A 22,785-nucleotide genomic window follows, 5' to 3' on the forward strand; every position below is an offset into this window, starting at 1 on the left:
CCCGCTATCGCGCGCGCGCGGCCCATGACAAATGCGTGTCTTTGCGGGCTATGCCTTTACAACGGCTGTGTCTGCATCCGATAAGCACGTCGGTGTCTTTGCCCGATTCAATCGGGTATGCTGATGGCGAAGACGACGATTTGCTCCCATTGTCGCCGTGGTGACGTAATTGTCTTCGACAGATCCGCGAAGTTTCCCGGCAGCTTTCCGGCATGTGATCGAATTTGTTTGGCGAAGCGGGCAAGGGTTGTGTATTGCAGGTCTTCATGCGGGAAGGCTTGGGCCAGACATCCGAATATCAAGCGAGGTTGTAGTGTCAGAAATTTCGGAACAAGAGAGTGGCATTTCCCTCTCCGATATATTCTGGAGGTTATGGCAATGGCGCGGCCTTATCGTAATCGTCCCAATACTGCTCGCAGGCATTGCTGCGCTTGTCGTTGTTTTTTCGGCGCTTGGGCAAAGCCGGCAGGTAACCTATCTCGTTAACCTGCGGAACATCGAAAATCAGCGTTATCCCAATGGTTCCGATTTCTCGCCCCGCGACCTGCTGATCCCGGAAGTGCTGAATGAGATTCGGCGATTGTACAATATTCCGGCAGATGTTGACCTGAATGACGCAATCACAGTGGCTTATGATTCGCCGGTTGCAGACGGAATAGCCAAGTCCTATCAGCAGAGGCTTGCGGCCCGCAATCTCTCGCAGGCCGAGATTGAAGCTCTCAATCAAAGCTATCTGGAAGAGTTGCGCACTTCTATGCGTTCGGCTCTCAGGATCACCGTGGATTACCCGTTTCTGGGGCTCGACAGTGAACGAGGCCTGGCGCTCGCCGCCGACGTGCCCCGTCTCTGGACGCTGGTCTACACCACGAAATATCGAATCTTCACCGACCGTGGCCTTGCAGACCTTGCCGTTACGCGGACTGAGGAGGGTTTGCAAACGACAGCAAGCATTCTCATTGCCAACAATCGTCTGACGGCAATGCTCAAGGGAGTGAATACATTTCTGGAAGACAATCGTTTGTCCATGCACAGGGTCGCGAACGGCGTATCTCCTGCGGATCTTCTCATCGAATTGCAGAATTTCCAGGCGATATATTTCAATGTGTTGAAGGCACGGGCATTCCAGTCGGGTGATACTGCCGCGCAGGCCTACCTGAATCGGTTGCGTCTCGATATTTCGGAAAAGAATCGCCAGATCGAAGCTTCCGACGCAGCGCTCAAGGGGCTCGGTGATTATCAGCGTAGCGGCCGATCGGAACAGGTCTCCCAAGTACCCGTCACAACGTCGGACCAATCGAGCACCATTCAGATCGGCGACTCTGCATTTTCCAGCATTGTGGAACTTGCAGAACGCGGCTCCTATGCGGGTCTTGTGAGGCAAGTGCTCGACGAGCGGCGAGAGTTGATGATTGAGCTTGCTGCTCTGGAGAAAGAGCGTGAGGTGGCTACCGTGGGTGGCAACGACATCGCGGTTTCTCCGAATTTCACCGCAGACGCCGCTGCTGCGCTTGGTACATTGACATCGCAATACTCTCAGATGCTGCGCGCTGCCGAGGAGCAACTGCGCACGCGGGGCGGAGAATTGTTCCAGCCGCTTCTTGGTCCGCGCCTTGGGGCCAGCCCGCTGATCTCGCTGAGAAGCGCGCTGATTGTCGGGGCAGCTGCACTTGCGGGACTGCTTCTAAGTATAGTTGGCGTGTTGATGGCGGGAAGTCTGAGGCGCCCGCGGGCTGCGTCCGAACGGTGATGCACCACCAGCAGCGCCTGGATTGAAGATGAAAACAGCGACTGCCTTCTGCCCGGTGTTGACTTTAAAGCACCGGGCGGAACAGGCAGGAGAGGATTTTCTTGTCGTTTAACTCCAGATTACTGAACCTGATGCTGCGGGTGACGACGCTGGTCACCCGTTTCATCTTTATTTTCTGTCTGGCCAGATATCTTGAGCCGTCAGAGGTTGGCTATTATGGCCTGTTCACGGCGACCATCACTTATTTTCTGTATTTGGTCGGCTTGGATTTTTACGTACATACTACGCGGGAGATCATACGAACAAAAGCAGAGAGCAGGGGATTGCTGCTTAAGAACCAGATCTCTCTCTCTGCTGTTCTCTATGTGATAACTTTGCCCGTGGCGTTCTTGATTCTGAAGTTTATCGGTTGGCCGACGAACCTCATTCTTTGGTTTGCGCCGATACTTATCCTCGAGCATCTCAATCAGGAACTCTATCGGCTTCTCATCGCGCTCTCGGATCAGATTTTTGCCAGTATCCTGCTTTTTGTCCGGCAGGGTAGTTGGGCTATTGCGGCCATCGCGCTCATGTTGCTTGACGATGGCAGCCGGCATCTCGACACCGTCATGATGTTGTGGACAGGCTCGGGCATCGTGGCTGTTGTTTTGGGTTGCCTTAAGCTGCACTGGTTGAAGATGGGAGGTTGGGATCTTCCCATTGATGTCGCCTGGATAAAAAAAGGCATTCTGGTCAGCGGCGGCTTCCTTGTGGCGACCCTGTGCCTGCGTGGAGTTCAGACGATCGATCGCTATTGGTTCGAAGCTCTTGCCAACATAGAGATCGTCGCCGCATACGTGCTTTTCCTGGGCATGGCCAGCGCGCTGATGGTCTTTCTCGATGCAGGCGTATTCTCGTATACCTATCCTGAACTCATACGGTTGGCGCATGAAAGGGATTATGCCCTGATCCGCCGGCGGGTGTGGCAGATGGTGTTCCAGGTCGTGGCTACATGCGCTATCTTCGCCGTTTGCAGCTGGATGATGCTACCTTATCTGTTGGACTGGATCGGCAATCCCTTCTACAAGGCAGCGCTGTATCTTTACCCTTGGGTGTTGGCAGCCATGATGATTAACGCCCTTGGCATGGTGCCGCACTATGCGCTTTACGCGCTGGGGCTCGACCGCCCGATCATTTACAGCCATCTGGCTGCCTTACCGGTTTTCGTGCTGGCGACGTGGCTTGTGAGCATGTCGTTTCCCATGATCGCTGTGCCCGTTGGTCTGGGAGCCTGCTTTGCCCTGGTGCTCTTGTGGAAGGTGGTTGCTTACTGGCGCTTCCAAAGCGGCCCTAATAGTTTAAAGCCCTCTACATCATCCCCCTAACTTCAGAATGGTTCGTCCCACATGATTCGATATGGACAGCAGGATATTGTGCAGGATGACATCGACGCGGTTATCCGTGTGCTGAAGTCCGTCAACCTCACTCAGGGACCGAATATCCCTCAGTTTGAGCAGGCGGTGCAGGCGCATGCAGGTGCCCGGCACGCTGTCGCCGTCAACAGCGCCACCTCAGCACTTCACATCGCCTGCCTCGCACTCGACCTTGGCCCCGGCGACTGGTTGTGGACCACACCCAATACCTTCGTCGCTTCGGCCAATTGTGCGCTCTACTGTGGCGCTCAGGTCGATTTCGTCGATATCGATTCCCGCACTTACAACCTGTGCCCACAGGCACTGGAGGAGAAACTCGTTCAGGCCGAAAAGGACGGGCGCCTGCCGAAGATCGTCGTGCCGGTGCACCTCTCCGGCCAGCCCTGCGACATGGCGGCCATACATGCGCTTGGTCAAAAATACGGGTTCCGCATCATCGAGGATGCCTCACACGCCATCGGCGGTCGTTACAAGGGCGAACCGATCGGTAACTGTCGTTACAGCGACATTACCGTCTTCAGCTTCCACCCGGTGAAGATCATCACCACGGCCGAAGGCGGAATGGCTCTGACGAATGATGATGAACTGGCCACCCGCCTTGGCCTGCTGCGCAGCCACGGTATCACCCGCGATCCGGCTCTCATGACCCAGGGGATGGACGGGCCTTGGTATTACCAGCAGGTCACGCTCGGCTATAACTACCGCATGACGGATATTCAGGCCGCTCTCGGTGTGAGCCAGATAAACCGCATGCCCGAATACGTTTTACGCCGTCATGAGATAGCAGCGCGTTATGATCGGTTGATGGCTGACATGCCGTTGACCCTGCCGTGGCAACATCCCGACAGCTACTCGGCCTGGCACCTCTATGTGATCCGCCTCCGGCTTGACAGGATACGCGCCACGCATCTTGAGGTATTCGAGGCGTTCCGCGCTCGCGACATCATGGTCAATCTGCACTATATCCCTGTGCATACCCAGCCCCACTATCAGAAGATGGGATTCCGGCCGGGCGACTATCCGCAGGCTGAGCAATATTACCGCGAGTCGATCAGCATTCCGATGCACCCGACACTGACTGACGCTGAGCAGGATTTCGTCATCGAAGTCCTGCGAGAGGCCGTTGGGAGATGAAACTTGCACTCGGAACTGTGCAATTTGGGCTTGACTACGGAGCCTTCGGCGCCGGAAGGCAGGTTGCGCGGCCCGAGGTTTCGGCGATGCTCGATTATGCCAGAATTGCAGGCATAGATCTTCTCGACACGGCCCGTGCATATGGAGAATCCGAAGCAGTCCTTGGAAAAGAGAAAGCTGCGGATCGCTTTCGGATCGTTACAAAATGCCCCAGGCTTGACTATGCGAAGAACCCTGCCGTGGAGTTGCTGGCGAATTTTGATGCCTCCTGTGCTGCGCTGGGCACGAATTGGCTTGCAGGCTATCTCCTGCACTCATCGCGCGATATAGAGCTTCCTGGCGTTCTGGCCGCACTTGAGCAATTGGTTGCCGACGGGCGTGTCGAACGATTCGGTGTATCGGCCTATGGTTTTGATGAGGCGCAAGCGCTGTGTGCCCGCTATCCTCTAACTCTCGTGCAACTTCCGGCCAACGTGCTTACACCCTGGTTTCGCAACGGGGGGCTTCCCCACACCGTCGAAGTCCATGTGCGATCAGCCTTTCTGCAAGGTTTTCTCCTGTCCAATCCCGAGCGATTGCCCGATCAGTTCAGGCCTTGGCGTGATACGCTGGACACCTTTCGCGCACGTGCTGCAGTTCGCGGGCTGACGCAACAGGAGGCGGCGCTTGCTCCGCTGCTGCATAGTCCGTACATCCATCGCGTGGTTGTTGGCGCAGATAACCTCGCACAGTTGGACGAACTGGTCTTTGCGGCGGGGGTAGTGTGCACGGATCTCGGGGATTTCCCCGGGGTGACGCCGGAGCTAACCGATCCCCGTTACTGGAAGAATGATATATGACACTTCGACTGGGTATCTTGGGATTGTCGCCCGGAAACGGGCATCCGTATTCGTGGTCGGCAATCTGCAACGGCTATGATCCCGCAGCGATGGCTGATTGTGGCTTTCCTGTTATCCCCGAGTATCTGGCCCGTCGCAACTGGCCTGAAGACCGGATTCCCGGGGTTCGCGTGACGCATGTGTGGACACAGGACAGGGCGGTCTCTGATCGTGTCGCAAGGGCGGCCCTGATCGATACGGTGGTCGCCCGGCCCGAGGAGATGATAGGCGGGATTGACGCGCTATTATTGGCGCGCGACGATGCGCAGAATCATCGACCATTGGTAGAAGCATTCCTGCGCGCGGGAGTTCCAGTGTATATCGACAAACCGGTTGCGCTGTCCGAGGTTGAGTTCGACGAGCTTCACGCATTGCAGACTCGACCAGGCCAAATATTCAGTTGCTCGGCGCTGCGCTTTGCCCCGGAAATGCAACTGGACGCGGAAACCGCGGAGCGCATTGGGCAGATTCGGCTGATCCAAGGCATGACGCCGAAGTACTGGACGACCTACGCCATGCACTTGGTCGATCCGGTTCTGGCCATGTTGGGATACGAGGCAATGCCAGAGAGGTTGTTTTCAGGGCCGGTCGGAACCGATGGTCGGTTCTTGGCGTTACGCTGGCCGCAAGGCGGACCGGATGTGCACCTGACGGCAGTGGGGAGCGATGTGCTTTCGCCGCTGTTGCTGCGCGTGGTTGGCGATGAAGGTGAAATCACGCTGACCTTCTCAGATAGCTTCCGGGCTTTCAAATTGGCGCTAATGGAATTCGTGACCGGTGTGCGTGAGGGGTATTCGCGGTTGCCGGAGGCGTTCAACCGCCGCGCGGTTCAGATCATCGAGATGGGGATAGAATGACTAGAACGGTACTGATAACTGGCGCGACGGGAAAGCTAGGTAGTGCGATCGCTCGCCACCTAGCTCCTTTGGGCTGGGAATTGGTGCTTACCTCGCGCGAGGCGGGGCGCTGCGCGCCCCTGGCCGAGGAACTACGAGAGGTAGGGGCCGTCGTCCACGCTGCCGATCTCGACCTACTATGTGTGGATAGCTTAGAGACAATGGGTCGCCGTGTAACGGATATGGGCGTGACGATAACCCATGTGGTCAGTAATGCGCGGTCGATAGACACATTGGTAACAGGTGAAGGCGGTCTAACGGAGATACAGCCCTTTGTAGATGAATTCGCGATTGATGTCGTCGGTCCCTATCGCATTCTGATGTCACTGGTGCGCGATCCGCATCACGATATACGCGCCGTCGTCACCATTGGTTCACAATATGGCGAGGTAGGGCCAAATCCTGCACTGTATAACGGCGATCTGAGCCGCAGCCCTCTTCAATACGGTGTGGCCAAGGCAGCTCTGCATCATATGACACGTGAATTGGCAATTCGCCTCGCGCCGCGCGTGCGTGTAAATTGCGTGGCCTATGGGGGATTCGTAGGACGCACGGATGCGGTATTCCAAGAGCGCTACGGTCGGCTGTCGCCACTGGGACGAATGCTGACAGAGAAGGATGCGGGTGGACCTGTAGCGTTTCTCCTCGATGAAACAGCCAGTTCTGCAGTAACGGGTCATGTCCTGATGGCGGATGGCGGGTGGAGTGTGTGGTGAGTAGTATCGCGATCATTCCCGCTCGCGGTGGGTCCAAACGGATCCCTCGGAAAAACATAGTCCCATTTCGCGGTCAGCCGATGATTGTCTGGACAATCCGTGCAGCGCTGGAAAGTGGAGTATTTCACCGTGTGCTGGTGTCCACCGACGATCCAGAAATTGCTGCGGTAAGCCGTGCAGAGGGTGCCGAGGTGCCTTTTCTACGCAAGACTAACGCCGACGATCAAAGCCCGGTCAGCGATGCGATTATTACCGCTCTAGGACAGGCCGAAATGCATTACGATATCAAGTTTGACACCGTCGCACAGTTAATGCCTAATTGTCCGTTGCGCCGCGCTGAAGAGATTCGAGCCGCGTGGGAGATGTTTCAAGGCGGCGCGCACAGGTTTCAGATCAGCGCCTTCGAATTCGGTTGGATGAACCCTTGGTGGGCGGCGCGCATAGCGTCGAACGGGAAGCCTGACTGGCTCTTTCCCGATGCGCGTATGTCCCGCTCGCAGGACCTTGACCGGCTGTATTGCCCTACAGGTGCAATCTGGATCGCTGATACGTCGGAACTAAGGTTACACAGAACCTTCTATGGACCCGGCCATGTGTTGTGCCCAATGCCAGTCCATAACGCGATCGATATCGATGATTGGCATGATTTCTATATGGCTGAGGCGTTGGCGCATATCGCTGCTGCCGACCGTTCTGGAACGGAGGGGGCGTGAGAGCCGCCTTCCGCGCCGATGCTTCGGTGCAGATAGGTACCGGTCACGTCATGCGCTGCCTCACGCTGGCGGACGCGCTTTGCGAGGACGGAGCGGAGTGTCTTTTCCTGTGCCGGCCTCATGACGGACATCTGCTTGAGCTGGTTGCCGCGCGCGGCCACAGGGCGATAGCTCTCCCCGCGCGGGATGCTGCGACATCAACAGCGCCCGATCAGTCGCTGCCTGCCCATGCGCATTGGCTGGGCACGGATTGGATGACCGATGGTCAAGACTGCCTGGAAGCTTTGGCGGGCAGAAGCGTGGACTGGCTCGTTGCGGACCACTATGCCCTGGACAGACGCTGGCAGCGGACGATGCGCTCGAGTGTTCGCCGTCTTATGGTGATCGACGATCTCGCGGACCGTCCGCATGACTGCGATCTGCTTCTCGATCAGAATCTTGGCCGGCGTGCGGAGGACTACAGCGGCCTGCTGCCGTCGGGGGCGCAAATGCTGATCGGCCCGCACTATGCGCTGCTGCGTCCCGAATTTGCGGCCCTTCGCGCTGAAAGCCTGGCACGACGCCGGCATCCGCAATTGAAGAATCTGCTAATCACGATGGGCGGCGTCGACAAGGACAACGCAACAGGCGCGGTTCTGACGGCGCTGCAATGCTGCGACCTTCCTTCAGACTTGCGTATAACCGTGGTGCTGGGCCCGCATGCGCCCTGGTTGGCGCAGGTGCGCTCGCAGGCCGAAACGATGTCCCGGCCAACCCGTGTGCTGGCGGGCGTCGACGACATGGCCCGCCTGATGCTTGAAGCCGACCTCGCCATAGGCGCTGCCGGCAGCACATCCTGGGAACGCTGCTGCCTCGCCCTGCCTACTATTCAACTGGTGCTCGCGGAAAATCAGCGCTGCCTCGCCGCAGCATTGCAGGAGGCAGGGGCTGCTGTCATCGCCGCTGATGCGAGGCAAGTCGTGACTCCGTTGCAGGGCAAGCTATCGTCGGGAGGCTTGTCGGAATTGCTTCAGGCAATGAGCCTGGCGGCCTCAGGCGTTACAGACGGGGATGGCGCCAAGCGTGTTCGGCACCATTTGGTGACATGACATGACCGGAAACTGCACTTTGCGCGCTGTGACTGAAGATGATCTGCCGATGCTGCTAGGCTGGCGAAATCATCCGTCCATTCGCGATTTCATGTTGACCCGGCACGAAATCACCCGGGAAGAGCACCGGGACTGGTTCGCACGCGCCAGCAAGGACGAGACCCGGCGGTTGCTGATCGTTGAGGAACGAACAGAGCCTCTCGGTTACGTGCAGTTCGCCAATGTTGGCCGGGGTGGCATTTCGGACTGGGGTTTTTATGCACGCCCGGGGGCTCCAAAGGGCACAGGGCGCAAGCTTGGAACGGTGGCGCTTTCTCACGGTTTCGACATATTGGAGCTTCATAAAGTCTGTGGTCAGGCCATTGCTTCCAACCAGGCTTCCATTGCGCTACATGCCTCTCTCGGTTTCATCCGAGAAGGAATGCTGCGCGATCAGTATCTTATTGATGGCTTATATCATTCTCTTGTTTGTTTCGGCCTTTTGAGAGCCGAATGGCGGCCGACTGAAAGATTTGGAGAACCAACGTGACGACACTCGAAATCGCCGGTCGCGCCATCGGGCCATCCCATCCTCCTTATGTGATCGCCGAACTGTCGGCCAATCACAACGGCCGCCTCGACACGGCATTGCGCATCATCGGTGAAGCGAAGAAGGCGGGCGCCGATGCGGTCAAGGTGCAGACGTACCGGCCCGATACCATCACGCTCGACAGTGACAGGAAGGAATTCAGGATCGAGGGCGGTTTGTGGGATGGGCGCACGCTCTACGACCTCTACGCGGAAGCGCATATGCCCTGGGAATGGCATGCGCCCCTTTTCGAGCATGCGCGCAAGCTCGATATCACAATTTTCTCTTCGCCCTTCGACACCACGGCGATCGACCTGCTCGAAGACCTCGGCGCACCGGCCTACAAGATCGCTTCGTTCGAGGCAGTGGACCTGCCGCTGATCCGCTATGCCGCTGCGACCGGAAAGCCGATGATCATTTCCACGGGCATGGCCGATGAAGAGGAAATCGCCGAAGCCATTGAGGCTGCCCGAGAAGGCGGTTGCCGCGAACTGGCCATCCTGCACTGCGTTTCCGGATATCCCGCCCCGCCCGCGGACTACAAATTGCGCACCATTCCCGACATGATCGAACGCTTTGGCCTGATCACCGGCCTGTCGGACCATACGCTCGACAACACCACGGCCATCGCCGCAGTAGCGCTGGGCGCCTCGATCATCGAGAAGCATTTCACGCTCGACCGCAACGGCGGCGGACCCGACGACAGCTTCTCGCTGGAGCCGGCGGAGATGGCCGCGTTGTGCACCGGCTCCAGGACCGCCTGGGAAGCGCTCGGCCGTGTCGACTACGGGCGCAAATCGAGCGAGCAGGGCAATGTCCAGTTCCGCCGCTCGCTATATTTCGTCAGGGACCTGAAGGCCGGGGAGATCATTACTCCCGACGCCGTGCGCAGCGTGCGCCCGGGCTACGGACTGGCGCCGAAATATCTCGAGAAGGTGATAGGCTGCACCGTGACGCGAAACGTGGAAGCCTGCACGCCGGTCAGCATGGAATTGCTCGAGAGGATGCAGGAAGTATGAATATTCTGCTGCTCTCGAACAGCGCGCCGAACTACCATCATTTCTTCAATGCTCTGGTGAGATTGCTAGCACGCGATGGGGCCAAGGTGGCGGTAGCTGCCGATAGCGCATTCTCGCGCGAGGAAAACCGGCTTGACGATCTGGAATTCGCCAGGATTCACGAATTTGCGGCGTTCTTTGCCACGCATAGGACAGATTCCGAAATCCTCGCTCGCTACTCGGACTTTGCTCTGAATGCCGCTCTTTTGTCTGATTTTGAGCGGGCCGAAGTCTATCGAATTTGGGGCGATGGTGCTGACCTCGACTATTTCGACAGGCTGAAAAGCGCTCTGCTCACCTTTTTCGAGGGTATATTCGAACAGCACGGAACAGACTTGGTTATTTATGAGAACGTATCCAATGCCTTCGCGCATTTCGCCCTTTTCGTAGCGCAACGAAAGAACATAACCTACTGCGGCCTTGCCGGAACGCGCCTGCCCGGACGGTTCCAGCTCACGTCCGACCCGATCGAGGATGAAACGATCGCAAGCGATTTCGCGGCGATCCGCAGTGGGCAAATCACCGTGGACGAGGAACTGCGTGATTGGGCCACGGACTATATCGCCGGGATAGAAACGGTCGTCCCGGACTACATGAAGATCAACAGGCTGGACCACCTGGCGCTGTTCGGGCGCTATTTCCGCCGGGACCGGCTCGACAAGATAGTCTCGCTCCTGCGCCACAGCGCGGACAGCCGCACAGGCAACTTCCAGATTGGCAACCCGCTGCGCACCCATGCCAATCTGTTTCTGCGCAATGTCGGGCGTCGGTTGAGAAGTGGAAGCGTTAGGAAATTTTACCAGAAGCCGGTGCAAGGGGAGAGATTTTTACTCTATCCTCTGCACTTCCATCCGGAGTCGTCCACCTCGATCCTCGCTGGCGCTTATCTCGATGAATATGAAGTCATTCGAAACATCGCTTTCAGTCTTCCCGAGGGCGTTCGCCTCTATGTAAAGGACCATGTCAGTGCTTGGGCCTTCCCATCGCTGGATTTTTATCGACGCACCCGGCGACTTCCGAATGTCAGGATTCTCGCCCCGGAGGAACCGACGAAGCAGTTGATCAAGATGTCCGCCGCCGTCATCACCCTGACGAGCACGGTGGGTTACGAGGCGCTTCTCCTGAGGAAGCGGGTTTTTCTCTACGGCCGTGTTTTCTACGAATTCCACCAAGGCGTTAGGAGAGTCGAGAATCCGGCGGCGTTGCGCGACATCCTGATCGACGGCCTCGCGCGGGAGGTCGATTGGGATGACGCTTACAACAACGATTTCGTCTGCGCCTATCATCGCGCGACCCTTCCGGGAACGCTCAACCTCATGCAGGGGGCGGAGGAAGCCGCCCGGCTCGCCGGGCACGTTCATCAGCAGATGACAGGCGCCGGTTATTTCTCCGGCACGCGGCAAGCAGGTTGAAGGGACCGTGAAAGGAACCAGGCGACATAGATCGGGACGGCCACTGCTCGGCTTTTTTCTGCTCGCTCTGTCGGCAGGGGCCTATGTCGTCGAACGCGCCTACGGCGGAGACTGGGCGAACTGGAACCATATCCTCGGTTTCGTGCTGCTCGTCTGGTATCTTTGGATGTTCCTCCGCGATCGCAGCACGGTCCTGCTTACAAGTTTCTACCAGGTCTACTATTCGCTCGGCATGCTGGTCAGCGCCGCAATTATCTCCGGCGGGACGCATATGATCGAAATCAACCAGTACGGCACGCAGAACGGTTTCTTCTGGATCATGATGATCTACTTCGTAGCCGGGTTGGAGATGACCCGTGTCGGCTACGAATGCGGAGGCCGCGTTCGGCTTGGCCCGGGCGTGCTACGGCCGCCATCGGGCGCCGGCCGCTTGATCCTGCTCCTCGTCGTCGGAGCTACGCTGGCGATCGCGGCCTATGTCTTCGTGAGGACCGGCGGCCCGCTCCTTCGTGGTGTCGATCGCGTAACCTTCTGGCAAACGATGGCGCCATCTGGCACCTCCCTCCTGCCGAGCCTGGTGAACCAGTCCTTCTTCTTCGCCGCCTTCTACTTCCTGTGGCAGCGCAGGTCGGGTCGGAGCATGCTTTTGCCAGCCCTCGTCGTGATGGGCTATGTCTTGACCGCGATTTTCGTTCTAGGGCAAAAGTTCAGCGCTTTCATCATCTTCTTGAACACATGGCTATTGCTCCTACCCGGAGTACTGCCCGGTTTCCGATTTGGGCCGAAATACATCGCTACGGTCGCAGTCGCAATGGCCGCCATTCTGGCATACACCGCTGCCTCTTACCTTCTGGATGAAAAGGATATATCCTTTGTCTTCACGCGCGCCGCCCTGCAAGCCCAATTGCTCTGGAGCGTCTTTGACGAGCCAGGTGCTCTAGGCCTGCTGCCGCAGCAACTCGACTGCTATTTCGGCTGCGGCTCATTTGCAAGCGGCATAGACTACATTACGCAAAGATACCTTCCTGCAGGACTCTACAACCACTATGCCGATAGCGGAAACGCGCTCACTGGCTTCATGCCCGCTATTTCGATCCTGACTTTCGGAATGATTGCGTCGCTACTGCTTCACGTTACAGTCACCTTCATTCTAGGCTTCGCCCAGAGAAAGATGGTTGCGACCTTCGCGAGCGGAAAACCTATTTACGGCTTTTTGCTCTTCAAGGCACAGTTTTCGCTTACGCTTATATGGTTTGCGTCGAGTTTGGGACCGCTCCGCGGGCTGATCCTCACACTCGCGCTCATCATCACCTTTCGCATTGCCTTCGTCAGGAACGGTGGACCAACCGAAAAAACCAGCGGCACACGGAGCCTGGGAGCAACGGCTTGAAGCACCTTGTTAACGCCTCGAACCTGCATACGGGCGGGGGGGTGCAGGTCGGGGCTTCGGTCATCTCCGAGATGGCGGCGCGGGGCGATGTCGAAGTCCCGTTGACGGTCCTCGTTTCCTCGGCCGTGGAGCGCAACCTCGACACAGGCCTCTTGCGCTCGGCCGGGCACCTTCGTCCAGAAACAATGGACATTCGCGGTTTCGACGCGTGGAACCGCGCCGCGTGGCGCAGGATGGACGGTTTCGACAGCGTCCTCACCATCTTCGGCCCGCTCTATCGCTGGTCGCCTCCGTTTCGCAGTATTGTCGGATTTGCCCAAGCCTGGATTATCTATCCGCGAAACGAATGCTATGATCGTCTATCTGTTGTGCAGCGGCTGAAAACCCGGCTGAAATTCTGGATTCAGGCGCAGTTCTTCAGGCGTGCCGACGTGCTGGTGGTCGAGCTGGACCATGTGAAGGAAGGGCTTGTCCGGGAACTGGGCATTCCGCCCGAGCGAATTCACGTCGTGCGCAACTGCCTATCCTCACTCTATCTGAACGAAGCCCTCTGGCAAGCGGTCGACATGCCGCAGGCCGATTGCGACCTGCGGCTCGGTTTCGTCGGCCGTAACCACATGCACAAGAACACCGGGATTTTTCCTGAGATCGCAAGTGCGCTGGAAGCCAGGCATGGTCTTCATGCGCGTTTTTATGTGACCTTCACCGAGGAGGAATGGCGAGCCTGTTCCGCGGAGTTCCGCAAGGTATGCATCAATGTAGGCCCCTTGACGGTGGCGCAATGTCCTTCGTTCTACCGGGCGCTCGACGGCGTAGTCTTCCCATCTCTGCTGGAGTGCTTTTCCGCCACGCCGCTGGAGGCCATGGCGATGGAGACACCGATTTTCGCCTCCGACCGGCCCTTCAACGTCGATGTCTGTGGGAGCCACGCTCATTACTTCGATCCGCTGGTGCCTGAAACGGCGGCTGACCGCATCGCCGGAGTTCTTGGGAGAGGGAGGAGACTTGACCCGAGAACCCTGCGCGCGGCCCGCGAACACGCGGTTTCCTTCTCCTCTCCAGCGGAGCGCGCTAACAGATATCTGGAGCTGTTGATAGGAAAGACATAGTTTCCTTCAACAGTGCAAACAACTGCCATCCCGGACCCACATTACGGATCCAGTTTATCCACACCCATCATGATTCGCTCATACTCGGGCCGAACACTCAGCCCGAGGATAGCCAGATGGAAAATACCACGAATCTCGACCTACCCTACATCATGCCCAGTCAGGCGCAGAAGCATGTCACGCACAATGAGGCGCTGGAGTTGCTTGATGCGCTCGTTCAATGCGCGGTGGGGGGACGTACCCTCGCCTCTGCTCCGCCCGAACCGCAGGAGGGCGCGCGCTGGATCGTCCCGCCCGGCGCTGACGGCGAGTGGGCAGAGCGGGACGGCGCGATCGCCGTGTGGCGTGATGGCGGCTGGCGCTTCCTTGTGCCGAAGGAAGGCTGGATTGCATGGGTGCTGGATGAGCATGCGCTGGTTAGCTGGACCGGGGCGGCGTGGCAGAAAGTGACAGCCGAGCTTCCGCCGCTGCAGAATCTCGCCCTGCTTGGCGTCGGCACCGAGGCGGATGCCGCCAATCCCTTTTCCGCCCGGCTCAACAAGGCGCTGTGGACGGCGCGGCCGGCGGGCGACGGCGGCAACGGCGACCTGCGCTATACCATGAACAAGGAAGGCGCGGCCAATGTGCTGTCGCTGCTGATGCAGTCGAACTGGTCCGGCCGGGCAGAGATCGGGCTGGTCGGCGGAGATGACCTGACGATCAAGGTAAGCACCGATGGGTCGGCCTGGAAGGAGGCGCTCAGGATCGACCGTCAGAGCGGTAGAGTTACCCTGCCATACACCAATACGCTCAGGGATGCGGTCTTCAATCTTCTGCCAGACAGCGGCCGTTTCGCGGGCAACAGCGCCAAGGATCTCGCCATAGGCGCTTTCTCCTTTCCGTCCTATCTTACGATTTCAAATGGCACGACGGCGGCCGACGGCGGAAAGTTCATCCACAACAATACCGACTACGGCGGCACGGCAGGCGCGCTGCCGGCGGCAGTCAAAGACCTTGTCGATACTATCCGCGACTCCGGCCGCCGTCGTTATGGTCCGGAGTTCTACGTTGCACAGATGACTATGGGGTCGGGGACTACGACTGCGAGCACCCCGATCGACGGAAACATCTATTACATAAGCACCTATTTCGGACAGAAGCCGCGTCTGCCTTCGCAGACGTTCCATATGTATGTCCGCGCGCTCGATGCACCTGTGGCGTGGATCAGGGAAGGTGCCGGCCAGACGTTCGTTCGCAATGGCAGCAGGAGCCAGGCGCACCAGGTCATCGCGCCGGAGGACGGATGGGTCTCCATGACCTTGCAGGACGAAGAGTTGCCCTACTCCAGCTACGGTTACATTCCGCGCCCGTTGATGCTCTACGCGCGCGGGGCGGGGCATCGCTATCTGCTGGCCTGCCCGGCGCTTATCCCCGGCATTACCGAGGTGGACGACAATGTTGGCATCGTTGTGGGCATAAACAGCTGGCTGCCATGACGTCGTTGCGACGATCACCGCCGCGATGGGCCGTTGGTGCGGACTGGAACGCGGCGGCCCGCGGGAAATATTCACGCTTTGCGGCCGTGGGGCGGCCGCAGAGCAGCTTTACCTTTCACAACTCATTCGACTATACCATGACGCACGGGCTGGACGGAAAAGCAGCGCAGCGGAAAGCGACAGAATGAAAAACGAATGCGTTCTCATCACCGGCGGCACAGGTTCGTTCGGCAAGACCATGCTGCAGGACCTGTTGCAGCGGGGCTGCGGCGAGATCCGCGTCTTCAGCCGTGACGAGGAAAAGCAGGACGCGCTGCGCAACAGCCTGCGCAGCGGCAATGTCCGTTTCTATGTCGGCGACATCCGCGACCGGGGCAGCGTTGACAGGGCGATGGCCGGTGTCAGCCGCGTCTTCCATGCTGCAGCACTCAAGCAGGTCCCATCCTGCGAGTTCTTTCCGCTGGAGGCGGTGCGCACCAACATACTGGGCTCAGACAACGTGGTCCATTCCGCGGTGGCTGCCGGCGTGCGCTCGGTCGTCTGCCTGTCCACCGACAAGGCGGTGATGCCGGTCAACGCAATGGGTATCTCCAAGGCTATGATGGAGAAGATTGCGGCCGCGCTCGCCCGCGCCATCGGACCGGATGCGGACACCACCGTGTCGCTCGTGCGCTACGGCAATGTCATGTATTCGCGCGGCTCGGTGATCCCGCTTTTTATCCGGCAGATCAAGGCCGGACAGCCCGTTACCGTGACCGAGCCGGCCATGACGCGCTTCCTCATGCCGTTGCGCGATTCAGTCGCGCTGGTGCATCATGCCTTCACCCATGCGCGTCAGGGCGATCTTTTCATCCGCAAGGCCTCCGCCGCCACTATAGCAGATCTCGTGCAGGCGCTTGCCGAACTGTTTGGTGTGCCGGATCACCCGGTCGAGCACATCGGCTGGCGCCATGGCGAAAAGCTCTACGAGACGCTGGCAACCGCCCAGGAGCTTGGTCAGAGCGAGGATATGGGCGACTATTATCGCATCCGCATGGATGGCCGCGACCTCAACTATCAGGCCTACTTCACCGAAGGCGAGGACGAGACGGTGCGCCACGAGGACTACCATTCGCACAACACCGAGCGCCTCAATGTAGAGCAGGTAAAAGCCCTGTTGATGACGCTTCCAGAGGTTCAGGCTGAGCTCGCTACATGGAAAAAGAGCGCGTGAGGCGCATTGTCGTCACCGGTGCAACGGGGCTTCTGGGGTGGCATGCCTCGGCGCGTCTCCATGCGGCCAACTGCACGGCCGCCTTCCGCAATGAGCCCCGTCCTTTCGATGTCGTGGCGCTCGATCATCACGGGTTTGATGACCCAGCCGTCCTGCGCGATGCCGTGACGGGCGCCGATGCGGTGTTGCATTTCGCGGGCGTCAACCGGGCATCCGAGCAGGAGGTCGAAAAGGGCAACGCAGCGATCGCCGAGACGCTGGTGCAGGGCTGCCGGGAGGCCGGTGCAAGCCCCCATATCGTTTACGCCAATTCGACACATGCGGCATCAGACACGCCCTATGGCCGCGGGAAGAAAAGGGCGGGCGAGATACTGGCTGCCTTCTCGTCCCGCTACACCGATCTGGTACTGCCGCACATCTTCGGCGAATGCGCCAGGCCGCGCTACAACAACGTCACCGCCACTTTCATCGAACAGGTGATCTCGGGCGAGACTCCGCAGGTCGATCCGCAGGGCAGGGTGCAACTCCTGCACGCCGGAGCAGCCGCGCAGGCGGCAATCGACGCGGGGCTCGATGGTGCTGCCGGCACGCTGCGCCCCGAGCCGCGTCCCATGACGGTCGCCGAACTGCTCGCGCGGATAGAAAACTACCACGCCTCCTATGGCGCCAATGTTTTTTCCGATCTTGACGATGCGTTTGAGGTCGCTCTCTTCAACAGCTACCGCGCAGCGCTCTATCCGGATGGCTTTCCCCGACCGCTGAAGCTCAACAGCGACGCGCGCGGAACACTTTTCGAAGCGGTGAAGGGCGGTGGCGGCGGGCAGACCTTCCTGAGTTGGACCGAGCCCGGCGCAACACGCGGCAACCACTTCCATCTTTCCAAGATCGAGCGGTTTCTGGTGCTGGAAGGCGAAGCCATCATACGCATCCGCCGGGTTCTGGACGACACAGTCTGGGAGTACCGTGTGAGCGGCGATACTCCGGCGGTTGTGGACATGCCGACCCTTCACACGCACAGCATAGAGAATGTCGGCAGCAGACCGATGCTCACCTTGTTCTGGACGAATGAGGTCTTCGACCCTGCTTCGCCGGATACTTATGCCGACCCTGTTCTGAGGTAAGATGATGCTCAAGGTGATGACCATACTCGGGACGCGCCCCGAGATCATCCGTCTGTCGCGCGTGATGGCGCGGCTCGACCAGCACTGCGATCACCGGATAGTTCATACCGGACAGAACTACGATTTCGAGCTGAACGAAGTCTTCTTCGAGGATCTTGGCGTGCGCCGTCCCGATCATTTCCTCGGGACGGGCGGCGGAACGCTCGGCGAGACGCTGGGCAAGATCCTCACTGAAAGCGAACGGGTGATCAAGGCGGAACGACCTGATGCCGTGGTCATTCTGGGCGATACCAACTCGGCCATCTCGGCGATCATGGCGCGGCGCCTGAAGGTTCCCGTCTATCATATGGAGGCCGGCAACAGGTCGTTCGACCGCAATGTGCCGGAAGAGACCAACCGCAAGATGGTCGACCACATCTCCGATTTCAATCTCGTTTACACGGAACATGCGCGTCGCCATCTGCTGTCGGAAGGCATCGCCCACCGCCGCATCTATCTCACCGGCTCTCCCATGCGTGAGGTTCTGGAGCACTATCGCGGCCGCATCGAGGGCTCGGACGTTCTTGAGCGCCTTGACCTGAAGCCGCAGGGCTATTTCATCGTCTCGCTACACCGCGAGGAGAATGTGGATTCCAGCGCGCGTCTTTCGGCTCTGGTCGAAACGCTTGGCGCGCTGGCCGGGCGATATGACATGCCGGTGATCGTCTCCACCCATCCGCGCACGCGCAAGCGGCTCGATGCACTGGGAGCGGCAGCACTTGATCCGCGTGTGCAGTTCATGAAACCTTTCGGGTTTCATGACTACAACCGCCTCCAGATGAGCGCCTTTTGCGCCATATCCGACAGTGGCACGATCGCGGAGGAAGCCTCCATCCTTGGCTTTCCCGCCATCACGCCGCGCGATGCGATCGAGCGCCCGGAAGCACTGGATGTGGGCTGTATCGTGATGACGGGACTGGACCGCGACACCATCCTGAGCGGCGTCGACGCGGTGACGCGGTTGTTTGCCGAGCGAAATGCGGCCGGCCGGCCGCACCCGGTTCCGGCCGACTACTGCATCGACAATACCTCCGAACGTGTGGTGAACCTGATCCTCGGCACCGCGAAGCTTTCCAATGCGTGGGACGGCATTCGCGTGAACGATCTGAACTGACAGGGGCCCCCGGCATGTACGCTGATTATGGCAAGCGCCTGATGGACATCACACTGGCGCTCGTGCTCGCATTGCCGGCGCTTGTGCTTTGCCTCGTCTGTATCGTCCTCATCAGGCGCGAGGATGCCGCTCCGGCCGTTTTCAGGCAGGTTCGGGTCGGCTACAACCGTCGGCCGTTTACCCTCTACAAGCTGCGCACCATGTCGACGGGCACCGGCGACCGGGCAAGCCACGAAATCTCGACGGCGCAGATCACGCGTATCGGGCGCCTTCTGCGCCGGACAAAGCTCGACGAACTGCCCCAACTGGTCAATGTGCTGAGGGGCGACATGAGCTTTGTCGGCCCGCGCCCGTGCCTGCCGAGCCAGGACGTTCTGGTGGCCGAACGGGACAAGCGGGGCGTCTATGAAGTGCGTCCGGGCATCACCGGCCCCGCCCAGCTTGCCGGCATCGACATGTCGACGCCCGTCGAACTGGCGGAAGCGGATGCCCGCTATGCGGCGCAAATCCGTTTCATGGACGATCTGCGCTACATCGTGCGCACTGCCACGGGCGGCGGCAGTGGCGATGCCGTCAGGAGCGCCTGACCTCGTCACGCAGGAAGCCCAGGCTCTCCGGCATCCGCTCGACGGGCCGCCATCCGAAAGCCGTTTCAAGCTCCCCGAGCGGAGCTACATCGAGGCGGTCAATGGCTCCGCCGATCAGCTCGGAGCGGCCAGTCATTTTGCCCAGAGCGCGCAGCAAGGCCGTGGGGACTGGCAACAACACAGCATGGCGGCCCATGGCGTCGCCCATCATACCAATCAGATCACGTGTGGCTATGGCCTGACCATCGGACGGCTCGAAAACGCGTCCCGCCGCACTGGCCCAGCGCTCTTTGCTGCTGCCGACGATCGCTTCCATAAGATCACAGAGGTTATGAACGGATATGTAGTAGCGAGGCTCGGTGGCAGAGCCGAGAGGAAGCGGCAGTCCCTTGCCTATCATACGAGCTAGTGTGGCAATGCTGTTTTGCATACCCTTCCCGTAGACCGCTGGGGGGCGAAGGATGACGACCTGACGCCCCTTTCTGGAATTTTGGAGGAAAATCCTGTCGGCAATGAGTTTTTCAGTGCCGTAGCGGCGCGCGCGAGCCGGATCGTGTTCGGCGATACTAGCCGCGATTGAACTGAGCACCAGGACACGAGGTATGCCGGCGTCCGCAACGAAGCGTGATACGTTCCGGGCGATAGCTGCTGTTTGCGATTCCTGGCCCGAAGGGTCCCCGGATGACGGGCGCACAGTGGCCGCGAGGTGGATGAAGATGTCGATGCCGCGCCCTATATCGGGGTCAGGAGCGTCCGTTGCCAAGTCTCGCACTCTAACCCAGGAGATGCCTGGTGCGAGGTTTGATCTTTCATTGCGGTAGAGTGCTGAGATGTGATAGCCCGCCGCAAGCAGATGTGCAGCCAGTCGCTGCCCAATAAACCCTGTGGCACCGGACAGAAGGATTTTGCACTTCGCCATGGCCATTCCCTGCTTCGTATTGGTCTGTTGTCAGGACTTTTTGGAATTTAATTATGAAAATACTATTTATATCTCAGTATTTTTTTCCAGAGCAAGTTTCAAATAACAAAATATCTGAAAATCTTGTAGATAGGGGTAATGAAGTAGAAGTATATACTGCAGTTCCCAATTATCCGTCTGGATATTTTTTCGAGGGGTACTCGAACCGAGCTAGGAAGAAGGAGAAATGGGGCAACATCCTCATTCATCGGGTATGGACCATACCTCGCCGAAAGGGCTCTTTATCCCTGTTCGCCAACTACATCACCTTTCCGGTCGCTGCAAGCATCAAGATTCTGTTCGCAAGGAAACGACCGGATGTCATTTTCGTCAGCCAGTTGTCTCCTGTCTTTATGGTGCTGCCGGGTATTATGCAAAAATGGAAGACTGGATGTGGACTTGTCTACTGGGTCCAGGACATCTGGCCGGAAAGCGCGACATATACGCTGGGCCTTCATAACCGCTTCGTGGTCGGCCTGCTGAACGCGGTTTGCGGCTGGCTTTACCGCCGTGCCGATATCGTCATGGTGCAGAGCGCTGCTTTCCACGACATGATCACGAGGTTCGGCGTTCCTCCAGATCGCATTCGATTCCTTCCGAACACCGCTCCCGATTTTTATCGTCCGTTGAGGCCCGAGGATGCCCCGGAGCATGAGCGGCTGGTGCCGCAGGACGGTTTCCGGCTGATGTTTGCCGGAAACATCGGCGAAAGCCAGGATTTCGATACGCTTGTGGCCGCCGCGGCATTGCTGCGCGAACGTACGGACCTGCATTGGGTCATCGTCGGAAGCGGCCGAGATGAGGAGCGCGTCAGGAGGCTCGTGGCGGAGAACGGGCTGGAGGAGAGAATGCATTTTCTCGGACGCCACCCGGAAGAGGATATGCCGAAGTTTTTCGCCCATGCCGATGCGATGCTGGTCAGCCTGAAGGACATTCCGATATTCGCACTGACCGTGCCCTACAAGACGCAAAGCTATCTGGCGTGCGGAAAGCCGATCGTCGCCTCGCTCAACGGCGAGGGCGCCCGCATCGTCAATGAATCGGGCGCGGGCGTTGCGGTTCCGGCCAGCCAGCCGGAAGCACTGGCCGGCGCGATCGCGGTGCTGATGGATGCCGGACCGGAACGGCTCGCTTCGCACGCAGCCAATGCCCGCCGCTTTTTCGATGACAATTATGCTGCGGAGAAAGTCTACGACGTTCTGGAAACGACCCTTCAGCAAGCCGCCCTGTCGTCCCGCCGCAGGAAAAAACCGGATCTTTGACCCGGACCAGAAGGCGGTTGAAATCAGAAAAGTCAGATGATGGCTGGGGCGCCAGGATTCGAACCTGGGAATGTCGGTACCAAAAACCGATGCCTTACCACTTGGCGACGCCCCAACTGAAACGTCCTTGACCGGACAGAGCGGCCTTATAGGCAGTGACGATCAAAAGCACAATCCGTCATATTGCGATTAGATCATTTCTGCTTTTCTCCAATTCGCAGAAACGCTCCGCCCCTTTCGTTCTGACGTAATTCCAGCCACGAGGACGCTTTCCATTTCTGTCGGAGCTGCACCGGAGCGCGCCTGTCGATAGCGGAACAGGTTTTCCAAAAGGGCATGTGCGGCCGCGTAAAGCCGGGCTCTGCCCTGCAGACCGCAATCAGCGCAATCCCTCTGGAACGTGCGCTACTCGCTCCAGACCGCCAGTTCATTTCCCGCCGGATCGGTGAAATGAAAACGGCGCCCGCCCGGAAACGAGAAGATCGGCCTCACGACTCGGCCGCCGGCGGAAACGACAGCCTCCAGCGTCTCTTCGAGATTTTCACTGTAAAGCACTGGCAGCGGCTTGGACGATGCCTCGCTTGTGTCGGTGTAAAAACCGCCGTCGAGCCCCTCGCTGAAGGCCGAATAGGCAGGGCCATAGTCAGTGAACGACCACGAGAAGGCGGCGCTGTAAAAGGCTTTCACGCTGTCCAGCGTCCCTCCGGTCGCAGGCATTTCCAGATAGTCGAGCTTGCCTGTCTTTTTCATTGCCGCCTCCATGTTCACTTTATGTTCTAACCCTCTTTGGATTTTGAGGCAAGAGGCGGTTTCGGCTCAGCGACCTTCCTTGCGGAGCAGGGCCGGTATTGCCGCCTTGTTCTGCGAGGGCGGCTTGCGTGTCTTTAATCGATAT

At 58.8% G+C, this 22,785-nt stretch carries 21 protein-coding genes and 1 tRNA gene; 19 read left to right on the plus strand and 3 right to left on the minus strand.

Annotation, left to right across the window (positions count from 1 at the left end; all coding sequences use genetic code 11):
• Positions 1 to 169 precede the first annotated feature (169 nt).
• The 18 genes from MIC97_RS16285 (at position 170) to MIC97_RS16370 (ending at position 19,670) form a co-directional block, all read left to right on the plus strand.
• Entirely contained in the window at positions 170 to 1,747 is a 1,578-nt protein-coding gene (locus MIC97_RS16285) for a hypothetical protein (protein WP_239800879.1), read from the plus strand.
• Between the two features lie 101 nt (positions 1,748 to 1,848).
• Positions 1,849 to 3,111, plus strand: coding sequence for a hypothetical protein (locus tag MIC97_RS16290; protein WP_239800880.1), 1,263 nt, complete (start codon positions 1,849 to 1,851; stop codon positions 3,109 to 3,111).
• 21 nt (positions 3,112 to 3,132) lie between these two features.
• Positions 3,133 to 4,293: a UDP-4-amino-4,6-dideoxy-N-acetyl-beta-L-altrosamine transaminase gene (gene pseC / locus MIC97_RS16295; protein ID WP_239800881.1), complete on the plus strand. Its 1,161-nt coding sequence runs from the start codon at positions 3,133 to 3,135 to the stop codon at positions 4,291 to 4,293.
• On the plus strand, positions 4,290 to 5,132 hold the full coding sequence (locus tag MIC97_RS16300) for an aldo/keto reductase (RefSeq protein WP_239800882.1): 843 nt from the start codon (positions 4,290 to 4,292) through the stop codon (positions 5,130 to 5,132). Before pseC ends, MIC97_RS16300 begins: the two co-directional genes overlap by 4 nt.
• On the plus strand, positions 5,129 to 6,028 hold the full coding sequence (locus MIC97_RS16305; RefSeq protein ID WP_239800883.1) for a Gfo/Idh/MocA family oxidoreductase: 900 nt from the start codon (positions 5,129 to 5,131) through the stop codon (positions 6,026 to 6,028). The genes MIC97_RS16300 and MIC97_RS16305 overlap by 4 nt, the downstream gene beginning before the upstream one ends.
• Positions 6,025 to 6,783: an SDR family oxidoreductase gene (locus tag MIC97_RS16310; protein WP_239800884.1), complete on the plus strand. Its 759-nt coding sequence runs from the start codon at positions 6,025 to 6,027 to the stop codon at positions 6,781 to 6,783. Before MIC97_RS16305 ends, MIC97_RS16310 begins: the two co-directional genes overlap by 4 nt.
• A complete protein-coding gene (locus MIC97_RS16315) occupies positions 6,780 to 7,496 on the plus strand; it encodes an acylneuraminate cytidylyltransferase family protein (RefSeq protein WP_239800885.1) in 717 nt (238 codons plus the stop codon). Before MIC97_RS16310 ends, MIC97_RS16315 begins: the two co-directional genes overlap by 4 nt.
• Complete coding sequence (gene pseG, locus MIC97_RS16320; RefSeq protein ID WP_239800886.1) at positions 7,493 to 8,584, plus strand: UDP-2,4-diacetamido-2,4,6-trideoxy-beta-L-altropyranose hydrolase; 1,092 nt, start codon at positions 7,493 to 7,495, stop codon at positions 8,582 to 8,584. The genes MIC97_RS16315 and pseG overlap by 4 nt, the downstream gene beginning before the upstream one ends.
• 1 nt (position 8,585) lies before the next feature.
• Positions 8,586 to 9,113, plus strand: a complete 528-nt coding sequence (gene pseH / locus MIC97_RS16325; RefSeq protein ID WP_239800887.1) for a UDP-4-amino-4,6-dideoxy-N-acetyl-beta-L-altrosamine N-acetyltransferase — start codon at positions 8,586 to 8,588, stop codon at positions 9,111 to 9,113.
• A complete protein-coding gene (pseI, locus tag MIC97_RS16330) occupies positions 9,110 to 10,171 on the plus strand; it encodes a pseudaminic acid synthase (RefSeq protein WP_239800888.1) in 1,062 nt (353 codons plus the stop codon). The genes pseH and pseI overlap by 4 nt, the downstream gene beginning before the upstream one ends.
• Entirely contained in the window at positions 10,168 to 11,622 is a 1,455-nt protein-coding gene (locus MIC97_RS16335; protein WP_239800889.1) for a hypothetical protein, read from the plus strand. The genes pseI and MIC97_RS16335 overlap by 4 nt, the downstream gene beginning before the upstream one ends.
• 7 nt (positions 11,623 to 11,629) lie before the next feature.
• Positions 11,630 to 13,012: a DUF6418 domain-containing protein gene (locus MIC97_RS25245; protein WP_239800890.1), complete on the plus strand. Its 1,383-nt coding sequence runs from the start codon at positions 11,630 to 11,632 to the stop codon at positions 13,010 to 13,012.
• Between the two features lie 41 nt (positions 13,013 to 13,053).
• Complete coding sequence (locus MIC97_RS16345) at positions 13,054 to 14,121, plus strand: glycosyltransferase (RefSeq protein ID WP_239800891.1); 1,068 nt, start codon at positions 13,054 to 13,056, stop codon at positions 14,119 to 14,121.
• A gap of 116 nt (positions 14,122 to 14,237) precedes the next feature.
• Positions 14,238 to 15,596, plus strand: a complete 1,359-nt coding sequence (locus MIC97_RS16350; RefSeq protein WP_239800892.1) for a DUF2793 domain-containing protein — start codon at positions 14,238 to 14,240, stop codon at positions 15,594 to 15,596.
• Between the two features lie 184 nt (positions 15,597 to 15,780).
• Complete coding sequence (locus MIC97_RS16355) at positions 15,781 to 16,809, plus strand: polysaccharide biosynthesis protein (RefSeq protein WP_239800893.1); 1,029 nt, start codon at positions 15,781 to 15,783, stop codon at positions 16,807 to 16,809.
• Positions 16,791 to 17,930 (plus strand): NAD-dependent epimerase/dehydratase family protein, encoded by a 1,140-nt coding sequence (locus MIC97_RS16360; protein ID WP_239800894.1) that lies wholly within the window; start codon positions 16,791 to 16,793, stop codon positions 17,928 to 17,930. The genes MIC97_RS16355 and MIC97_RS16360 overlap by 19 nt, the downstream gene beginning before the upstream one ends.
• A 4-nt stretch (positions 17,931 to 17,934) precedes the next feature.
• A complete protein-coding gene (gene wecB / locus MIC97_RS16365) occupies positions 17,935 to 19,083 on the plus strand; it encodes a UDP-N-acetylglucosamine 2-epimerase (non-hydrolyzing) (RefSeq protein WP_239801174.1) in 1,149 nt (382 codons plus the stop codon).
• Positions 19,084 to 19,097: 14 nt separating this feature from the next.
• Positions 19,098 to 19,670, plus strand: coding sequence for a sugar transferase (locus tag MIC97_RS16370; protein WP_239800895.1), 573 nt, complete (start codon positions 19,098 to 19,100; stop codon positions 19,668 to 19,670).
• On the opposite strand, the gene MIC97_RS16375 is transcribed toward MIC97_RS16370, so the two are convergent.
• A complete protein-coding gene (locus MIC97_RS16375) occupies positions 19,657 to 20,595 on the minus strand; it encodes an NAD-dependent epimerase/dehydratase family protein (protein ID WP_239800896.1) in 939 nt (312 codons plus the stop codon). The genes MIC97_RS16370 and MIC97_RS16375 overlap by 14 nt on opposite strands.
• A gap of 47 nt (positions 20,596 to 20,642) precedes the next feature.
• Here MIC97_RS16375 and MIC97_RS16380 point away from each other — a divergent pair, with 47 nt between their 5' ends.
• A complete protein-coding gene (locus MIC97_RS16380) occupies positions 20,643 to 21,890 on the plus strand; it encodes a glycosyltransferase family 4 protein (protein WP_239800897.1) in 1,248 nt (415 codons plus the stop codon).
• A 40-nt stretch (positions 21,891 to 21,930) separates the two neighbouring features.
• Here the strand turns inward: MIC97_RS16380 and MIC97_RS16385 are convergent.
• Together MIC97_RS16385 and MIC97_RS16390 are read right to left on the minus strand one after the other, a co-directional pair.
• Positions 21,931 to 22,005 (minus strand) — tRNA-Gln (locus MIC97_RS16385).
• A 290-nt stretch (positions 22,006 to 22,295) separates the two neighbouring features.
• On the minus strand, positions 22,296 to 22,640 hold the full coding sequence (locus MIC97_RS16390; protein WP_239800898.1) for a VOC family protein: 345 nt from the start codon (positions 22,638 to 22,640) through the stop codon (positions 22,296 to 22,298).
• Between the last annotated feature and the right edge of the window lie 145 nt (positions 22,641 to 22,785).

This window comes from Aquamicrobium sp. NLF2-7 (genome assembly GCF_022359935.1).
GTDB lineage: Bacteria > Pseudomonadota > Alphaproteobacteria > Rhizobiales > Rhizobiaceae > Mesorhizobium > Mesorhizobium lusatiense.